The following is a 15,494-nucleotide window of genomic DNA, read 5'->3' as shown; positions in this document are numbered from 1 at the left end:
TTACAAAAAAGAGCGCAGTGCGCTCTTTTTTTGGTTTGGGCTTATCTGAAGTAAGTTTTAGAACTTAAATCGTCCAAGTTGCTGCATCATTGTTTTAGACACCTGAACTAACTCTTCGCTAGCGAGTTGAACTTGCGCATTGTCAGCATCAAGCGATTGAGCTCCCAAACTTAAAGAGTCCATATCTTGCGAAACCGCCGTAGTGACATTAGCTTGTTCTTCACAAGCACTAGCAATCATAGTAATCATGTCATTAATTGCATTCATTTCTTCAGCAATTTTATCTAATGACACACCGGTGCTCTCAGTGGTACTGATGGTTTCGTTAACTAGTTCATGGCTTGCGGTGGTGGCTTTATGGCTTGCATCAGCCTGACTTTGCAAGTGAACAATGATGGTCTCAATTTCAGATGTTGAGTCGTGGGTTTTACTGGCTAACGCACGAACTTCGTCGGCGACCACAGCAAAACCGCGACCTTGTTCCCCGGCACGTGCCGCTTCAATGGCTGCATTAAGCGCTAATAGGTTAGTTTGTTCTGCGATACCTTTAATAACATCAAGAACACTACCAATATTATCGCTGGCTTCTTTTAAGCTACTGACTTCTTTAGCGGTTAACTCAAGATTTTCGACTAGTTCTTCAACTTGGCTAATATTAGAAGCAATCGCTTTTTTACTGTTTTCTGATAATTGATAAGCTTGTTGGGTGCGCTCTGATGTGTTTTCAGAGTTGCTGGCAATATCTTTGGTTGCTAGGTCAAGTTGCTGCAAGTTAGACACTGAAGTTTGAGTCAAGTCGCTTTGATGTCGGTTACTCTGGGTTGTTTTCTCACTTACCGTTTTAACTTGCTGCGAAACTGTATCTAGCTGTTGAGCTGCGCCACTCATGTCTTTTACGATGGACTGCACCGTATCAATAAAGCTATTAAAACTAGCCCCCAGTTGCGCTATTTCATCTTTACCTTCTACCGGAATCCTCGCAGTTAAGTCACCGCCGCCTTGTGCAATATCAGCTAGAACCTTGTTTACAGTTAGTAGGGGATTAATAACCACTTTGCGCAGTGCAAAGTAGACCAGAGCAACGACAAGGATCAAGGTCGCTAACGCCGTGATAATTTGTGCCATTAAGGCTTGATTGAGCGACTTCTGAATTGGTTCATGGGTGAAACCAACTTCGATACTTCCTATAGCTTTGCCATCCCAGTCCAGATTAACGGATTTGACGACGTCAGAGCTGGTTACTTTTACGCTAGCCATGGATCGGTCTCGTTGATCAACGACTTCAATGTATGCCAAAAACGGTTCAGTTTTCATCGCGTCGACAATGGAATGTACAGAGCCTGTGTCATAGACAAAAACTGGCTCTTTTAAGATAACCGCAAGTTGCTCAAGTGTTGCTTCTTCGGAGTTGAGTTGGTTGGCGTATAGGTCACTACGATTAGAGTAATACGAAACCGATCCAACCAACGCCGAAGTCACTAGAACAACCAAGATAAGCAAGGATGTGATACGCGTGGTAATGTTATTCATTATTGTGCTCCTGCTATAGGATCAAACCAGAGTTGCTCTGGGATTTGGCCGATTCTGGGGGAATTGTTAGGGTTCTTTAAGTCGATGATTACTCGGTCTTGCAGCTTACCCATTTCCAAGGCTAAGTTAACGCTCTCATCAGCGAAAAAGAGTTTGTCGTAGCTACCATCTTCAAACATTTGCATTAGTATTTCGGTGAAATGATTTGCAAGTTGAGTATTTCCCTTCTTGACAAAAAATAGCATTGGCATTTGGTAACGCAGCATAATATTGCTATCTACAACAAGGTCTAGCTCAGGTCGACTGGCTACTTCGGACCAAGGCTCCGTAATGCCTCGCGCGAAGTAGTCGCAGCGGTCGGCTTCAACCATATAAAAAATGTTGGGATAATTGAGGCTTTTACTGATCTTGATACCGTTCGCTTCAAGAATAAAAGTATCCGCCCAAGTTTTACCTGAGCACACTGAAAACTGCTGTAAGTCGCTTAGACTTTTTACGCCCGCTAGTTTGTTTTGCTGCGAACGGGGGACAATTCCAACCCGCATTCCAAAGGCACCGCGGAATATCGGAAAGTAGATCGCGGTCATTTTTTCTTCGAGCTCTAGGTGAGTAGCTGTCCATAGAATATCGATTACGCCATCAGCTAAATCGTTAGTTGTTTTTTCAAAAGACCCATCGCCAGTGTTACCATAAGCGTTGTTAGTCGAATCATAAACATCGCTTCGCTTTACCACTTCTTTAAGCACGCGCATTTGAAACGATTGGTCATCTGGAACACTAGGGATATTCAGCGTTTCGGCTGAGACTCCTGAAGTGATAAAAATGCCAATCAAAAGGCATAAGCGAAACATGCTGAACTCCTTACTTACGACTGCAAATTGTGCAGTCATTGTTATTGATAGACCCGTTACTTTCCGAGCTATAAGCCAGAAGAGCGCGCAACAAGCTCTCAATAATTACTGAATGTTATCTGCCGACTCGAACGATTGTTGGATAGCCGAGCTGACTTCATTTTTACTAATATTGTATTGAGCCACACTTAGGATAACGATGCTTAAGAATGTGATGGCGGATGAAGCCCAGTGACTTTATGACTAAACTTAATGTAAGAGTCCTTTGAAGGGTGAACTAGCTAGTCGTCAAACAAGCACAAGCATCACCGATATTTTTAAGTCCGCTAATATATAGGTAGTTAGAATAACTTTTTAATCATTTCTTTCGGTTTTAGAAAAAAATAACGTTTGCTCGACTTTTTTTTAATTTATTCGGAAATGACTATCCAGTTACTTAACATTCCATTAAAAACGGTACGCTTTGTTGGTAAAAAGATGACATTTGTAATGCAATGAAAATCCGAGAATTATAAAAAGTCCAGTTCTTCTGAATAGCATCTTGCTTGCTCGAGTATTGCCGTTTGTTCATTGTTTGGCTGTCGATCCCAATTTTTGTAAAGCATTGCCAGGCGCGAGTATTGTTCAAAGTGTTCTCGATGCTTGATCATGAAGCTCCAGTATAAGCTATTGAAAGGACAGGATTTATCACCATGTTTTTGCTGGTGTTTGTAGTGGCAGCTGCCGCAATAATCGCTCATTTTGTGCACATAGTTAGCACTGGCTGCATAGGGCTTACTGGCAACGAGTCCGCCATCGGCAAATTGACTCATGCCGTGAGAGTTAGGCAATTGTACCCAAGGCATGGCATCTATAAATGTAGTGAGAAACCACTGATCGACTTGCTTTGGCTCAATTCCACTAATTAAACAAAAATTCCCAAGAACCATGAGGCGTTGACCGTGATGTGCATAAGCAAATTCAAGGCTTTGGGCGATACAATGGCGCAAACAATTCATTTTTGTTTGCCCATTAGAAAAAAAGCTGGGCAGATTTTGAGAGGCTCCTAAGGCGTTGCTTTCTTGGTATTCCGGCATGTTGGCCCAGTAAATCCCTCTGACAAACTCGCGCCAGCCTAATAGCTGACGTACAAAACGTTCAATTTGACTGAGACTGATAAGCTGTGGATTCTCACGATACATTTGTAAGGCAAATGTAAGTACGAGTTGTGGGCTGATTAATTTGCAATTGAGTGCAAATGATAAACGTGAATGAAACAAAGACCATTGAAATGGACTATTACTATTTAAGGTGTCATGGTGGAGCCCAAATGAAGGCAGCAAATGGCTACAAAAATAGGCCAGTAGTTCGATTGCTTGCCCTCGGGTTACGGGCCAAAGCAGCACTTTCTCGCATCGTCCTATCGTTTTAATATTATGCCGTTCCAATCGTTTTAGAATCTCTGTTACTGGATTACAAAAACATAGCGGCTCTGGGATCTCAGACACGTGCTGAGACTTAATTTTTTGTTGGCCATTGACTTCAAAATTCCAGCGTTGCCCCTCTGGCTGATCACCGTCCATCAATATATCAAATCGTTTTCGCATTTTGCGATAGAACAGCTCCATACGACTGGCTTTAGCGGCTACAAAGTAATTTTTTAACTCGTTATGGGCCAAAAAAAAGTGCTCGCTGTCATAGCAACATTGTTCAACTCTTGAGCTCAAATTTAGATTTACAAGCTGTTGCTGGCTTGCATAGTCGTCAGCGTGCTGATAGTCAAAGAAGTCTATTTCATGGTGTTCAGTGATATGTTGTAGTAAATGCTCAAGCCCTGCGTATTGCTGGGTATCATCTAAATTTAAATAGATGACTTGGTGCCCGTTGTTTTGTAATTCGTTCGCAAAGGTCTCCATAGCGGCATATAAAGCACATACTTTTTGAACATGCTGCGTGCCGGTGCTGAATTTTTGTCTGAGTTCAAGAAAGAGATAAAAAGTATTGTTATCGACTTGAGAAAACCATGAATGATCATGATTTAATTGGTCCTCTTGGATTAGTCTCAGTCGTTTGTGCTTTTTGCGCATATTTCCCCTGTTTGTACTCGATTTTCTTGGAGATCTTTAACTCGTATTTGCTTCGAACTCTTTCTATTGGCCTACAACATAAAGTGTAGTCTACAAAACGAGACCTACGGCTAGTTCTAGGAAATTATCGCTCTTGTTAGATAACTCGACTCTTGCCTTGGAATTGTTCTTTTTGACGCTCTTGAAATACTGCTGGTGGAAAAATAAGCGTTTTAGAATAATACCGAGCAAATATTTGATCTAGATCACACTTCCAAGTCCAAACTCCCTCGATAATTCAGCGCTTTCAAACAGGCATCACACTTTCACAGCAAAAGGTAGAAAACGTTGAGCACAACTTCTAAAGCTAACCCAGCACCATTAGGTCTTATGGGCTTCGGTATGACGACAGTCTTACTAAACATTCACAATGCAGGGTTTTTCCCAATTGATGCGATGATCCTATCTATGGGGATTTTCTATGGCGGTATTTCCCAGGTGATTGTTGGGATTATGTGCTATCAGCGAGGTGATACGTTTGGAACGACAGCATTCACTTCTTATGGGCTGTTTTGGTTAAGCTTTGTTGGCCTATTGTTACTTCCAGAGATGGGATTAGCATCAGCAAGTCCGCACAGTTTCATGGGATTCTACTTGTTGTTGTGGGGAGTATTTACCGCCTTTATGTTTGTAGGCTCATTATGCTACCCACGCGCTAAACAGGTTGTATTTGGCAGTTTAACGATTTTGTTTGCATTGCTTGCATTGCGCGACTTCACCGGTAGCGAGTTAATTGGCACCATTGCTGGCTATGAAGGGATATTCTGTGGACTTTCAGCTATTTATTTTGCAATGGCGCAAGTGCTAAACAATGAATTTGGGCGTGTTGTACTGCCAGTTGGTCCAGTAGCGATTGCACGAAATACTGAAGTCGTTAGTTTACAAGCAGCTGCTTAGTAGCATCTGCTTGTAATAAGGCGAGCACTAGCTCGCCTTTTTATTGCTTCAAATTACCAATAATTTTCTGAAGCATATTGCCCCGGCTTTCTGCGCAAATGCTTGGTGTAACCTAAGCCTTCTAAGCACAATTTTGTATCTCGTACCATTTCGGGGTTACCACACAGATAGAAAAAACTATCAGTTTGGCGCTCTAGACCAAGTTTGGTTTCTAATTCCCCTGATTGCAGTAAGGCTGGGATCCTACCGCGTAAACTACCATCATGAATTTCGCGGCTGACGATTGTGCATAATCTAAAACGACTGCCATAGCGTTGTTTGATGACTTCAATTTGCTGCTGATAGACAAGCTCTGGGGCGCTGCGAACCGCATGTACTAAAACAATATCTTCAAATCGGTCTAGATCGCGCTCTTGTTCAAGCATTGATATGAAAGGGCCAATTGCCGTGCCTGTTGAGAGCATCCACAGTGATTTACTGGGTTTAGGGATTTCAGCAATGGTCATAAAACCTGCTGCCTGCTGAGTGACAAATACTTCATCACCCACATTCAAGTCACCTAAAAAGGGACTTAAACCACCGTCTGGAATTTCGATTACTAATACCTCAGCACCAGCTTGGCTTGGTGCATTGACCAGAGAATACGCGCGCCGCACCCACTGTCCATCTTGGCCCTTCAATGCAAGCTTGATGAATTGACCAGCCTGAAAAGGATCAATCTCTGCATCAATATGTAGGGAAAACAAATTATTGGTCCAATCAACACGTTTAGTGACAGTACCGACGACGAATCCTTTTAAACTATCTGGCATTAGAACCCCATTTCGATTTAACAACATGTTAACCAGTATAGGACTAAGAGATTGATTTTGCGTTAGTCTTTAAGGCGAATACTTTGGTATGCAGCAATTATGGGGCTTATCTTTGCCTTGTTTTCCAGCTGTTTACGCTGGTAGTGTTGTAGTGTTTTGTCCATATATCTATTGATCTGAGTTGCAGAGATAGATGCGTTTTCCTGCCAAATATCCACACCAACATCTGTAATAGTGCAACTAACTTGTGAGCTGTGCTCTAGCTTGTTTACCCAAAGAATTTCGTAAAAACGGTTGTTCTCCAAAATCAACGCTTCATGAAGGAGCCCCAGCTTTAATTCTATTAATTGTGAGCGAAGCTCAAATTGATGGTGTACAGGGCAAAGTAAAAACTCAATATCTGCATTTGGGTTAGATTTAACAATTGCGCTTACAAATTTGGCACAAAGTTCGCCACCAACGCCAGCAATAACAAGCAGATGTTTACCCGGGTAAGGGGACAAATTCAAATCACAAAGGTCTAAACAGTGAGTTAACCAATTATAATCTGTTAAGGGATAGTATTGGGCGAGCTTCTCGCCAAGATTCAAAATTAACTCGTCGACCAAATCGACAAAGTGAACCTGAGCTTTTGGGCGCGAGTCGAGCAGTGAGGCTCCCAAATGGCCATGATCGCAACAGCAATCCCAGATATGTGCGTAATCGTCTGTTACTAAGTCGCGAATGGCACTTAAGCGTTTATTGAGTTTCAAACTAGACCTTGTGTGTATGCTTTAATCAGCAGATATAGTACCTGCATAAGACTAAAAAACGTATCAATGCCGAAATTGTAACTTGGATAATAGTGCTACTAAATTTTTGAGAATGGCACCACTTTCTTTACAAAGCTGATACAATCGCGCTCCTTTTAACGCACTAGATTTACGTTCTAGCTAGCATTGGAAACATTATGACTAACTATGTTGTATCCGCTTTATATAAATTTGTAGCGCTTGATAACTATCAAGAACTCCGCAGTTCACTACTTAAAACTATGCAATCGCACAATATCAAGGGCACCTTGTTACTTGCCAAAGAAGGTATTAATGGCACGGTTGCAGGACTACCTCACGAAATCGAAGCTTTGTTAACTTGGTTAAAAAGCGACCCCAGATTGAATGATTTAAGCCATAAAGAATCTTTTAGCGACGAACTGCCGTTTAAACGCTGTAAAGTTAAACTTAAAAAAGAAATTGTGACCATGGGAGTCGAAGGTATAGACCCACGGCATGTGGTGGGCACTTATGTTAAACCCGGTGATTGGAATGCCCTGATTAGCGATCCTGAAGTTACAGTTATCGATACCCGCAACGACTACGAAATTCAGATTGGTAGTTTTAAGCACGCGCTAAATCCTGAGACCAAAACATTTCGCGAGTTTCCCGAATACGTCGACCAAAACCTCGATAGCAGTAAAATCAAAAAAGTTGCGATGTTTTGTACTGGTGGGATCCGCTGTGAAAAATCTACAGCCTACCTAAAAGAGCAAGGCTTCGATGAGGTCTATCATCTGCAAGGTGGCATTCTTAAGTATATTGAAGAAGTGCCAGAGCAAGAATCCTTATGGGAGGGTGATTGTTTTGTATTTGACGACCGGGTTGCAGTAAATCACAAGCTTGAAAAAAGCATTTATGACCAATGTCATGCTTGCCGACTGCCGATAACCGAACAAGATAAACAGCACGAGCTCTATCAAAAAGGTGTGAGTTGCCACCATTGCCATGAACAACTAACCCCGCTGCAAAAGCAGCGCTTTAGCGAACGTCAAAAGCAAATTGAGCTTGCTGAACAACGCGGCCAAGAGCACATCGGTAGCGAGGCTGATACGCAGCTAAAGAAAAACAAAGCGCTCAAAAAGCGATTACGCGAAGCCAATAACGAAGCAAATTCCTAAGTTAAGCGGCCTTGGTGCCAAATGTATCGCTAGATTTAGTTGAGCGTGTTTTTGTTTTGCGAATGTTGTATCTTGGCAACGCTTACTAGCAGTATTGAGAACGTTGGTATTAGCGACCAAGAAGAAGGAAGCATATGCGTAAAATTTTTCTCCTAGCGTTGATTAACTTACTGGTGGCGTGCGCTAGTCCGCAAATTGACCAACTGCCAGATCATGATTTTACGCAATACCAAAGCTTCGCATTTGTTGAGCAACCAGACTTAGAGAGCTTAGATTTTCAACGTCTACAACGGCAAGTGACCAAGTTACTGCAACTTAGGGGTTTGCAACTACAAGATCAAGCCGACGCTCAGTTGCTTGTAGATGCCAAACTTATTCAAGACTTTATAATGCAAGGAAGAGGTGGCGGGTCACGTTACCGCTATAACCCGTATTATGACGATTTGGAATTAGTCTACGAGCCACCAACGCATTATGTGCAGCAAAATTACCAATATATTAGCATCTCTTTTGTAGATACCAGCTTAAATCAAAGTATTTGGAGCGCCACAAATGTGGCGCGTCTGTATGAGAAAAGCAAAACCCCAAAGCGTGAATTATACTTTGAAAAACAATTAGTTTTGTTATTTGAAAGCTTCCCCATTCCGGTCGAAACTGATGAGGTAGAAGTTGAAACAACCAAAATTCAAAGGTAGTTGGAATAACAAGAAACACTAATTGCTTACGCTAGCCTATTGAAATGGTTAGGGCCTTTGTCTGCTGGAATTGCTGACTTGCTAGTGATAATAGGTGCTTAGAGAGGACTTAAGTTCTCAATTTTCTGCTCAGTTAATTCTTGTTCTGTAAAATTGGTGACGTCAGTTGCCGTCACTGCGATGAACTACTTACTGCGCAGTAAAGCCCTCGTCAAAAAATAGTTGAAATGGGCCGTTATGATGTATCAATTGTAGCGGCCGCAATTGCACAAACGGTCTGGTAGTCGGCTTCATAAAGGGTATTTATTACGAGGGTTCATCTAGCTTAGCCGTAGCTAAGAAAAGTTTTCTACATCGATAAGGTCTAAAAAAACCAATCATAACAAGACTCAAACTGGACTGAGTTCAAGCCTCCGCGTTTAACCCTACGACTTTAGAATGGTAGTCCTTGATTGGGCTCATGTTTTTTTCGAAAACCTAAAGACTAATATTCTCAAAAAAGTATAGTATGACTAATAAGCCGTTTTGACCGAGAGTAGTAATGACAATAAGAAGTAAGCTATACATCGCTTTGTCTTTTTTAATGACAATTTTAATAATTCAATCCGGATTCCTAATTTATCAAAGTAGTAAAATTCATTCAGCCTCAACATCGATCGGTGCAACCATTGAGCCTATTCTCTTCAAAAACTATGAACTAAAGATTTCGGTCATTCAAGTTCAGCAGTGGTTAACTGATATCAGTGCAACTAGGGCTCTAGATGGGCTTAATGACGGCATTGAAGTTGCCGAAGAAAACTACCAAATTGCCAAAGACCTGCTTGCCGAGTTAGCGGTTCTTGATGATGAGAATGCTAGGGCTTATCAAAACATGCTGCCAACCCTAGAGCAGTACTTTTATACCGGTAAGCAGATGGCTAATGCCTATATTGAGCAAGGCCCTGAGGGGGGCAATAAACTCATGGCGAAGTTTGACACAGCAGCAGCAGCTATTACATCCAAAGTTGAAGAAGTTATGGTGCTTGCATCGCAACGCTCCCTCGAAAATTTGGCGCAGCAGACTAAAGACGCAGAGACTATAAAACTCTCGGTCTATTTCTTCTCCACATTACTATTATTGGTGCTAAGTGCGTTATATATTATGACAGCAAAGGGTATTTTGAAGCCCCTAGATGTAATGTCAGATATGGCTGACGGTTTGGCACACGGCGAAGGAGATTTGACACTACGATTGAACGAAGCTAGAAACGATGAATTAGGTCAAACCTCTAAACATATCAATAGTTTCATAGAGAAAACACGTACCGCAATTAAGGCTGTAAGTGAAACAACCATTGAATTGGCTCAAACATCAGACTTGCTCCAGAATACCGCTGAGACGACTCATGAGAATATGTCACAGCAACTCAAAGAAACAGAACAAACCGCAAGTGCAATGAGTGAAATGACCGTCTCCTCCAAAGAAGTTGCACAATACACCGTTAGTGCTTCAAACGAGACCGCTGTAGTAAATGAAAACATTGATAAAGGGATAAGCATTTGTTCCAGCACAACAACTCAAATGGCTAATCTGTCTGAGAAAATGGGATCGGCCCAAGAAGTTGTTCAACGATTGGGTGATGACAGTGAAAACATTGGTTCGATGTTAGACGTTATCGTAAGCATATCTGAGCAAACAAATTTGCTAGCACTTAACGCCGCAATCGAAGCCGCTAGAGCGGGTGAACAAGGACGAGGTTTTGCAGTGGTTGCTGATGAAGTACGCACTTTAGCTGTGCGCTCGCAAGAATCATCGCAAGATATTCAAAATGTAGTCAATCGACTTCGTGAAAACGTTAAAGAAGTGGTTAACGTATTTGATGTTAGCCGAGATAATGCCAAGCAATCACATGGTCATGTTGAAGAGCTAATGGAATCGTTAGCGATAATTTCAGAGAATATTGGCAATATCAACCAAATGAACTCTCAGATTGCGACGGCTGCTGATGAACAGAACCAAGTGGTTTCGGAAGTAGAACAAAGCATTATTAATATTTCTGATATTTCGAAGTCTAACGCGCTTAATGTTGAATTAGTACACTCCACCGGAACCACCCTTAAGGCAAATGTAACGCAGCTTAATCAGTTGCTTAGCCAGTTTAAGTACTAATCTATAAAGAAAATCCCCAACGCTAATACCAAGGTGCTCAAATGAATCGAGCACCTTTGATTTATGTGACATTCTAATGCTAGTTCTCTATCGTTAGTATTCTCAATCATCAAGAATCGTATAGCATGACGCTAATTGTGATAACGCCAATTACGATTGATACTGATTTCCCGCAGGTAAAAAAAAAGCCTGAACCTTTACGGTTCAAGCTTCTTTAATGTGGTGGAGCAGGGGGGACTCGAACCCCCGTCCAAAACCATTTTATCCAACGGCGCTACATGCTTAGTCTGCCTTTACATTCGCCTTTACGCTGCCGGCTGACATGCCACGTAAGAACTATCCCGAATTAGTTTTAGAGCTTCAACCGTCGGGCACGGCATCCACTCGATCCTATAGGGGTTTGACCTACTGGACTCTCAGGCTTATAGGCATGCTAGAGAAGTAGGGCTCTGAGCAGGTTATTAAGCTGCTAGTGCGTAGTTTGAGTCGTTTGCGACTATTTTTTTGCGGCTTTTTACGAGGCCAACCGCCCCTCGGCATGCTCCGCAGAACTCTGTGATCCTGTCGAATCCAAAATCTGCCCCAGCGATTTGCGAATAGTAACACAACAAATGTCGTGCCCCTATACTTCAAATTCTGTTTGCTGTGATTTTAATCAGCGTAATCCGCTTTTCATCACCCGCGCTTTGTCGCGGTTCCACTGTTGGTCTTTAAGGTCTGCACGTTTGTCGTGAGCCTTTTTACCTTTGGCTAAACCTATTTCTAGTTTTGCCCAAGGTCCTTTCCAATACAATGCGAGCGGGATCAAGGTACTACCTTGACGTTCAACACCGCCAATAAGTTTATCTATCTCTTTTCGCTTGAGAAGTAACTTGCGAATACGGGTTGGATCGCTGATGACATGGCTTGATGCTTGAGTAAGCGGGATAATGGTGGCCCCACTCACAAACACTTCGCCATTTTTCAGAAACACATAGCCCTCCGCGATATTGGCTTTGCCATTACGCAGTGCTTTTACTTCCCATCCTTGCAATTCAATGCCCGCTTCAAAGCGATCTGAGATGGAATATTCGTGACGCGCCTTTTTGTTCTGCGCGATGGTAGATGAACTACCTGATTTTGATTTATTTTTTGCCATAGACGGACATTATACGCAGTCTATGGCTATAAAAAAAATGTTATCTATAGGTTTTCAGAATCAAAGTGGTAAAATTCTGCTGTTTTGTCCGTGGGAGTCGTCATGCAGCAGGTTCAACGTAGTGCGTTGGTAGGTTTTAGTGCCCAACAAATGTACAACTTAGTTAATAAGGTCGAAGACTATCCAAAGTTTCTTCCCGGATGCGTGGATAGTAAAGTTATCGAACATGATCAGCGCTCAATGCTTGCCGAAGTAAGTATTGCTAAAGCGGGGATCCGCAATGCTTTTGTTACGCGAAATCAACTCAGTCCCGATGAGTCGATTGTCATGCATCTCGATAAGGGACCATTTAAGAGCTTACTTGGCGAATGGCGCTTTGAAGCCTTAGATGAGCAAGCCTGCAAAGTGATCTTGGATCTAAAGTTTGAATTCAGTAATAAGTTGGTGGCTGCTGCTTTTGGGAAAGTGTTTTCTGAACTGGCCAATAACATGGTTAAAGCGTTTACACAGCGTGCCAAAGAGGTATATACCTAATGAGCGATTTAATACCCATTGAAGTTGTCTATGGTGATGACCAACGGCAAGTTTTATTAGAGCTTGAAGTTGAAAAGGGCTGCAGCATACAAGAAGCAATTGTGCTGTCGAATATTCAAGAGCATTTTGAACAAATTGACCCTGCGACTGCCAGTGTTGGGATATTTAGCCGTGCGGCAAAGCTTGATCAAGTTTTAAAGTCTGGAGATCGAATAGAAATTTATCGTCCATTAATTGCGGATCCAAAAGAGCTTAGAAAAATCAGAGCTGAAAGGGCTAAGGCCTTAGGTAATGCGGATAAGGTAACGGGCGGTAGACCACAAGTGAAAGTGCAAGCTAAAATCGCCGAATAGTATTCGGCGACAATCAATTATAAATCTAAAGCTTGGTTGAAATTTGGACTCGGGGTGTAATCACCACTTAGGCTGACAAGACGGCCATCATCAGAAAATTGCAGTACTAATTCGCGTTCTTCTAAGGGCCCATTACCGTTTTGATAGCGGTAGAGGTAATACCATCGGCTTTTATCGAAGGTATCAATCAGCATAGGCGTACCCAATACAAATTGGACTTGCTCTGCACTCATTTGTACCCTTAGTTGCTCAACCTTTGCATCATCTACGTAGTTCCCTTGTGGGATATCAATCTTATAGACAAGCCAGTCAAAAGCAGAACAGCCACTTAGGCTTAAAGCTGAAACTAGAATGACTAGTTTAGTAAAATTACGCATTGGCAAACTTAAACTCCTTGAATTCGCTGGCTATGATAACCGCGTCATGAACTTGCATCAAGCATTGTCATGTTTCAAGTATTTGAGATGACAATTTTAATTAAGGCTGAGAACAGCTGTGGAGCAATTCTTTAGCATTTTCAATTGCTTTGTCGGTCACACTATCACCGGCTAAAAGACGCGCTAGTTCCTGGATACGCTGCTCGCTACTTAGTTGTGTCATCATGGTTTGTGTAGATTTTTTGTCTTGTGATTTACTGACTAACATTTGCTGATGACCATGTCCGGCTACTTGAGGTAAATGAGTTACACACAAAACTTGGGTATGTTCCCCAAGTTGACGAAGCATATTACCAACGACTGCAGCGGTGGGCCCCGAAATTCCGACATCTACCTCGTCAAAAATAAGGGTAGGGGTCACGATATTGGCTGAACAAATCACCTGTAGCGCTAAACCTATGCGTGATAGTTCTCCACCGGAGGCTACTTTCTCCATGCTTTGCAATGGCATGCCTGGATTGGTGCTAATGAGAAGTTCAAGTTTATCCATGCCGTTTGGATTTGGTGCACTTGGATCAAATTGACTTAACTGCAGTTGGCATTTCGCGTGGGGCATGCTGAGCTTGCGAATTTCAGCTTGTAGTTGCGATTGAAGATTTTTAGCTGCTCGCCCTCTCGCACGACTTAATTTAGCGCTTTGCTGTTGATAGTCTTCCCACGCTTTTACGATGAGTACGTCGAGCTCAGTAATGCGTTCACCTTGTGCGGAAAATCCTTGCTGTTGTTCCAACAATTGTAAATGTAGCTCTCCAAGTTGTTCTGGCGTAACTTGATGCTTACGAGCTAGGTCAAGCCAGTTTGAAATACGCAGGTCTAAGCGTTGAAAACTCTCAGGGTCGAAATCTAAGCCTTGTTGATAGTGGTTAAGGTTCTGGCTAGCTTCTTCAAGTTGAATTTGGCTTTCTTGGAGTAAGTTAAGCACTTCTTCAATTTGCGGATCTATTTGTTGGATTTGTTCACCAAGACGAAATGCTTGACGTAATAAGTCTGTGATTGCTGTTTGTTCGTCTTCACATAATAGATGCAGAAGTTGCTGGCTCTTTTCTTGTAACTCGGTGCTATTAGCGAGCTGTTGATGCTGTTGTTCGAGCTCAGGATACTCGTTTAATCCAGGGGCAAACTCGTTTAGTTCTTCGACTTGATAATTTAGTAGTTGTTGCTGGGCCTGTAGTTGGCTGAAATCCAACTGGGCTTGGTTTAGCTCATTGCTTAGTGTTTTCCAGTTTTGATAGGTCGCGGCAACCAGCTCTAATTGCGATTGATGCTGTCCATATTGATCCAAAATCTGTAATTGATAGCTTGGTTTGAGTAAGCGCTGATGGGCATTCTGCCCGTGAATATTAACTAACAATTGCCCTAAGCTGCGTAAGTGACTCACCGGAACAGGGCTTGCGTTTATATAAGCTTTGGATCGACCGTTGTCGCTAATCACCCGTCTTAAGATACATTGTCCATCGTTATCTAAGTCGTTTTCTTGAAGCCATGCGGCCGCTTTTGGATTGTTCGCGATTTCGAACTGAGCGCTAATCTCGGCGCGGTTAGCCCCTTGTCGTATCATTCCTGCATCAGCGCGTTCCCCTAAGCAAAGCCCTAATGCATCAATTGCAATCGATTTACCAGCGCCGGTTTCACCGGTTACGGTGGTCATCCCTGATTGCAAATCAAGTTCCAGAAAATTGACAATCGCGAAATTTTGAACGCTTAGCTGAGCTAACATAAACAATCCTGTTGAAATATACAGTTACTGGTTAAAAATACAGTTGTTTGGGGTGGTGGTCAAGTGAATCGCTTAATTGTTGTACTTGGTGTTTTGCCATCGGCCTAAATTAATTGAGTGTCTTAAAATGGAAAACAGAGTGTGTTAAATAGAAATATTGGCTAACAGAATAATATGTCGTTATTTTTTTGTTTATATTCATAGATTTAGAATAAGTCCTTCTGTTTTAACTAAATCGGTTCTGGTTTATAGATGGAATGCTAGGTATATGTTTAGCAACTTGCTTGGAAATGGTGTTATATATCGAATGCTATTGGAAAATAGGTTTTGAATACCGAACATC

At 42.2% G+C, this 15,494-nt stretch carries 14 protein-coding genes and 1 other RNA gene; 6 read left to right on the top strand and 9 right to left on the bottom strand.

The genetic code is table 11. From position 1 onward, the window contains the following. Positions 1–57 precede the first annotated feature (57 nt). The 3 genes from DBZ36_RS13835 to DBZ36_RS13825 form a co-directional block, all read right to left on the bottom strand. On the bottom strand, positions 58–1,530 hold the full coding sequence (locus DBZ36_RS13835) for a methyl-accepting chemotaxis protein (RefSeq protein ID WP_120355540.1): 1,473 nt from the start codon (positions 1,528–1,530) through the stop codon (positions 58–60). After that, on the bottom strand, positions 1,530–2,381 hold the full coding sequence (locus DBZ36_RS13830) for a type 2 periplasmic-binding domain-containing protein (protein ID WP_158589107.1): 852 nt from the start codon (positions 2,379–2,381) through the stop codon (positions 1,530–1,532). Before DBZ36_RS13830 ends, DBZ36_RS13835 begins: the two co-directional genes overlap by 1 nt. A gap of 509 nt (positions 2,382–2,890) precedes the next feature. Next, positions 2,891–4,447, bottom strand: a complete 1,557-nt coding sequence (locus tag DBZ36_RS13825; protein WP_120355538.1) for a cryptochrome/photolyase family protein — start codon at positions 4,445–4,447, stop codon at positions 2,891–2,893. A gap of 327 nt (positions 4,448–4,774) precedes the next feature. Between DBZ36_RS13825 and DBZ36_RS13820 the strand changes: the two genes are divergently transcribed. Next, positions 4,775–5,383: an acetate uptake transporter gene (locus DBZ36_RS13820; protein ID WP_267900184.1), complete on the top strand. Its 609-nt coding sequence runs from the start codon at positions 4,775–4,777 to the stop codon at positions 5,381–5,383. A 53-nt stretch (positions 5,384–5,436) separates the two neighbouring features. Here the strand turns inward: DBZ36_RS13820 and DBZ36_RS13815 are convergent, their stop codons facing one another. Together DBZ36_RS13815 and DBZ36_RS13810 are read right to left on the bottom strand one after the other, a co-directional pair. Then, the gene (locus DBZ36_RS13815; RefSeq protein ID WP_120355537.1) at positions 5,437–6,195 is read right to left on the bottom strand and encodes an FAD-binding oxidoreductase; all 759 of its coding nucleotides are present in this window, start codon (positions 6,193–6,195) and stop codon (positions 5,437–5,439) included. A gap of 62 nt (positions 6,196–6,257) precedes the next feature. Further along, entirely contained in the window at positions 6,258–6,947 is a 690-nt protein-coding gene (locus DBZ36_RS13810) for a tRNA (adenine(22)-N(1))-methyltransferase TrmK (RefSeq protein WP_158589106.1), read from the bottom strand. A 197-nt stretch (positions 6,948–7,144) separates the two neighbouring features. Between DBZ36_RS13810 and trhO the strand changes: the two genes are divergently transcribed. The 3 genes from trhO (at position 7,145) to DBZ36_RS13795 (ending at position 10,972) form a co-directional block, all read left to right on the top strand. Beyond that, the gene (gene trhO, locus DBZ36_RS13805) at positions 7,145–8,128 is read left to right on the top strand and encodes an oxygen-dependent tRNA uridine(34) hydroxylase TrhO (protein ID WP_120355535.1); all 984 of its coding nucleotides are present in this window, start codon (positions 7,145–7,147) and stop codon (positions 8,126–8,128) included. Positions 8,129–8,262: 134 nt separating this feature from the next. After that, positions 8,263–8,823 carry a DUF4136 domain-containing protein gene (locus DBZ36_RS13800; RefSeq protein ID WP_120355534.1) on the top strand — a complete coding sequence of 187 codons (561 nt, stop codon included), beginning with the start codon at positions 8,263–8,265 and terminating at the stop codon, positions 8,821–8,823. A gap of 583 nt (positions 8,824–9,406) precedes the next feature. After that, the gene (locus DBZ36_RS13795) at positions 9,407–10,972 is read left to right on the top strand and encodes a methyl-accepting chemotaxis protein (RefSeq protein ID WP_158589105.1); all 1,566 of its coding nucleotides are present in this window, start codon (positions 9,407–9,409) and stop codon (positions 10,970–10,972) included. A gap of 220 nt (positions 10,973–11,192) precedes the next feature. Here DBZ36_RS13795 and ssrA read toward each other — a convergent pair. Both ssrA and smpB read right to left on the bottom strand, forming a co-directional pair. Then, positions 11,193–11,556, bottom strand: a transfer-messenger RNA (tmRNA) gene (ssrA, locus tag DBZ36_RS13790). Positions 11,557–11,627: 71 nt separating this feature from the next. Beyond that, entirely contained in the window at positions 11,628–12,110 is a 483-nt protein-coding gene (gene smpB / locus DBZ36_RS13785) for an SsrA-binding protein SmpB (protein ID WP_120355532.1), read from the bottom strand. A gap of 102 nt (positions 12,111–12,212) precedes the next feature. Between smpB and DBZ36_RS13780 the strand changes: the two genes are divergently transcribed. Both DBZ36_RS13780 and DBZ36_RS13775 read left to right on the top strand, forming a co-directional pair. Then, entirely contained in the window at positions 12,213–12,644 is a 432-nt protein-coding gene (locus DBZ36_RS13780) for a type II toxin-antitoxin system RatA family toxin (RefSeq protein WP_120355531.1), read from the top strand. Continuing rightward, a complete protein-coding gene (locus DBZ36_RS13775; RefSeq protein WP_120355530.1) occupies positions 12,644–12,997 on the top strand; it encodes an RnfH family protein in 354 nt (117 codons plus the stop codon). Before DBZ36_RS13780 ends, DBZ36_RS13775 begins: the two co-directional genes overlap by 1 nt. 17 nt (positions 12,998–13,014) lie before the next feature. Here DBZ36_RS13775 and DBZ36_RS13770 read toward each other — a convergent pair whose 3' ends face one another. Beyond that, positions 13,015–13,374: an outer membrane protein assembly factor BamE gene (locus tag DBZ36_RS13770; protein ID WP_120355571.1), complete on the bottom strand. Its 360-nt coding sequence runs from the start codon at positions 13,372–13,374 to the stop codon at positions 13,015–13,017. Positions 13,375–13,474: 100 nt separating this feature from the next. Continuing rightward, positions 13,475–15,151: a DNA repair protein RecN gene (gene recN, locus DBZ36_RS13765; protein ID WP_120355529.1), complete on the bottom strand. Its 1,677-nt coding sequence runs from the start codon at positions 15,149–15,151 to the stop codon at positions 13,475–13,477. Positions 15,152–15,494: the final 343 nt, after the last annotated feature.

The sequence above is a fragment of the Alginatibacterium sediminis genome, assembly GCF_003610775.1.
Classification (GTDB): Bacteria; Pseudomonadota; Gammaproteobacteria; order Enterobacterales; family Celerinatantimonadaceae; genus Alginatibacterium; species Alginatibacterium sediminis.
The sequence above is the reverse complement of the archived record's forward strand: the minus strand, read 5'-3'. Positions and strand labels throughout refer to the sequence as shown.

Bases quoted from the DNA above. Each gene is read 5' to 3' on its own strand.
- DBZ36_RS13770 (WP_120355571.1), bottom strand. From the start codon at position 13,374: ATGCGTAATTTTACTAAACTAGTCATTCTAGTTTCAGCTTTAAGCCTA.
- DBZ36_RS13775 (WP_120355530.1), top strand. From the start codon at position 12,644: ATGAGCGATTTAATACCCATTGAAGTTGTCTATGGTGATGACCAACGG.
- trhO (WP_120355535.1), top strand. From the start codon at position 7,145: ATGACTAACTATGTTGTATCCGCTTTATATAAATTTGTAGCGCTTGAT.
- DBZ36_RS13835 (WP_120355540.1), bottom strand. From the start codon at position 1,530: ATGAATAACATTACCACGCGTATCACATCCTTGCTTATCTTGGTTGTT.
- DBZ36_RS13825 (WP_120355538.1), bottom strand. From the start codon at position 4,447: ATGCGCAAAAAGCACAAACGACTGAGACTAATCCAAGAGGACCAATTA.
- DBZ36_RS13780 (WP_120355531.1), top strand. From the start codon at position 12,213: ATGCAGCAGGTTCAACGTAGTGCGTTGGTAGGTTTTAGTGCCCAACAA.
- DBZ36_RS13800 (WP_120355534.1), top strand. From the start codon at position 8,263: ATGCGTAAAATTTTTCTCCTAGCGTTGATTAACTTACTGGTGGCGTGC.
- smpB (WP_120355532.1), bottom strand. From the start codon at position 12,110: ATGGCAAAAAATAAATCAAAATCAGGTAGTTCATCTACCATCGCGCAG.
- recN (WP_120355529.1), bottom strand. From the start codon at position 15,151: ATGTTAGCTCAGCTAAGCGTTCAAAATTTCGCGATTGTCAATTTTCTG.
- DBZ36_RS13815 (WP_120355537.1), bottom strand. From the start codon at position 6,195: ATGCCAGATAGTTTAAAAGGATTCGTCGTCGGTACTGTCACTAAACGT.
- DBZ36_RS13795 (WP_158589105.1), top strand. From the start codon at position 9,407: ATGACAATTTTAATAATTCAATCCGGATTCCTAATTTATCAAAGTAGT.
- DBZ36_RS13830 (WP_158589107.1), bottom strand. From the start codon at position 2,381: ATGTTTCGCTTATGCCTTTTGATTGGCATTTTTATCACTTCAGGAGTC.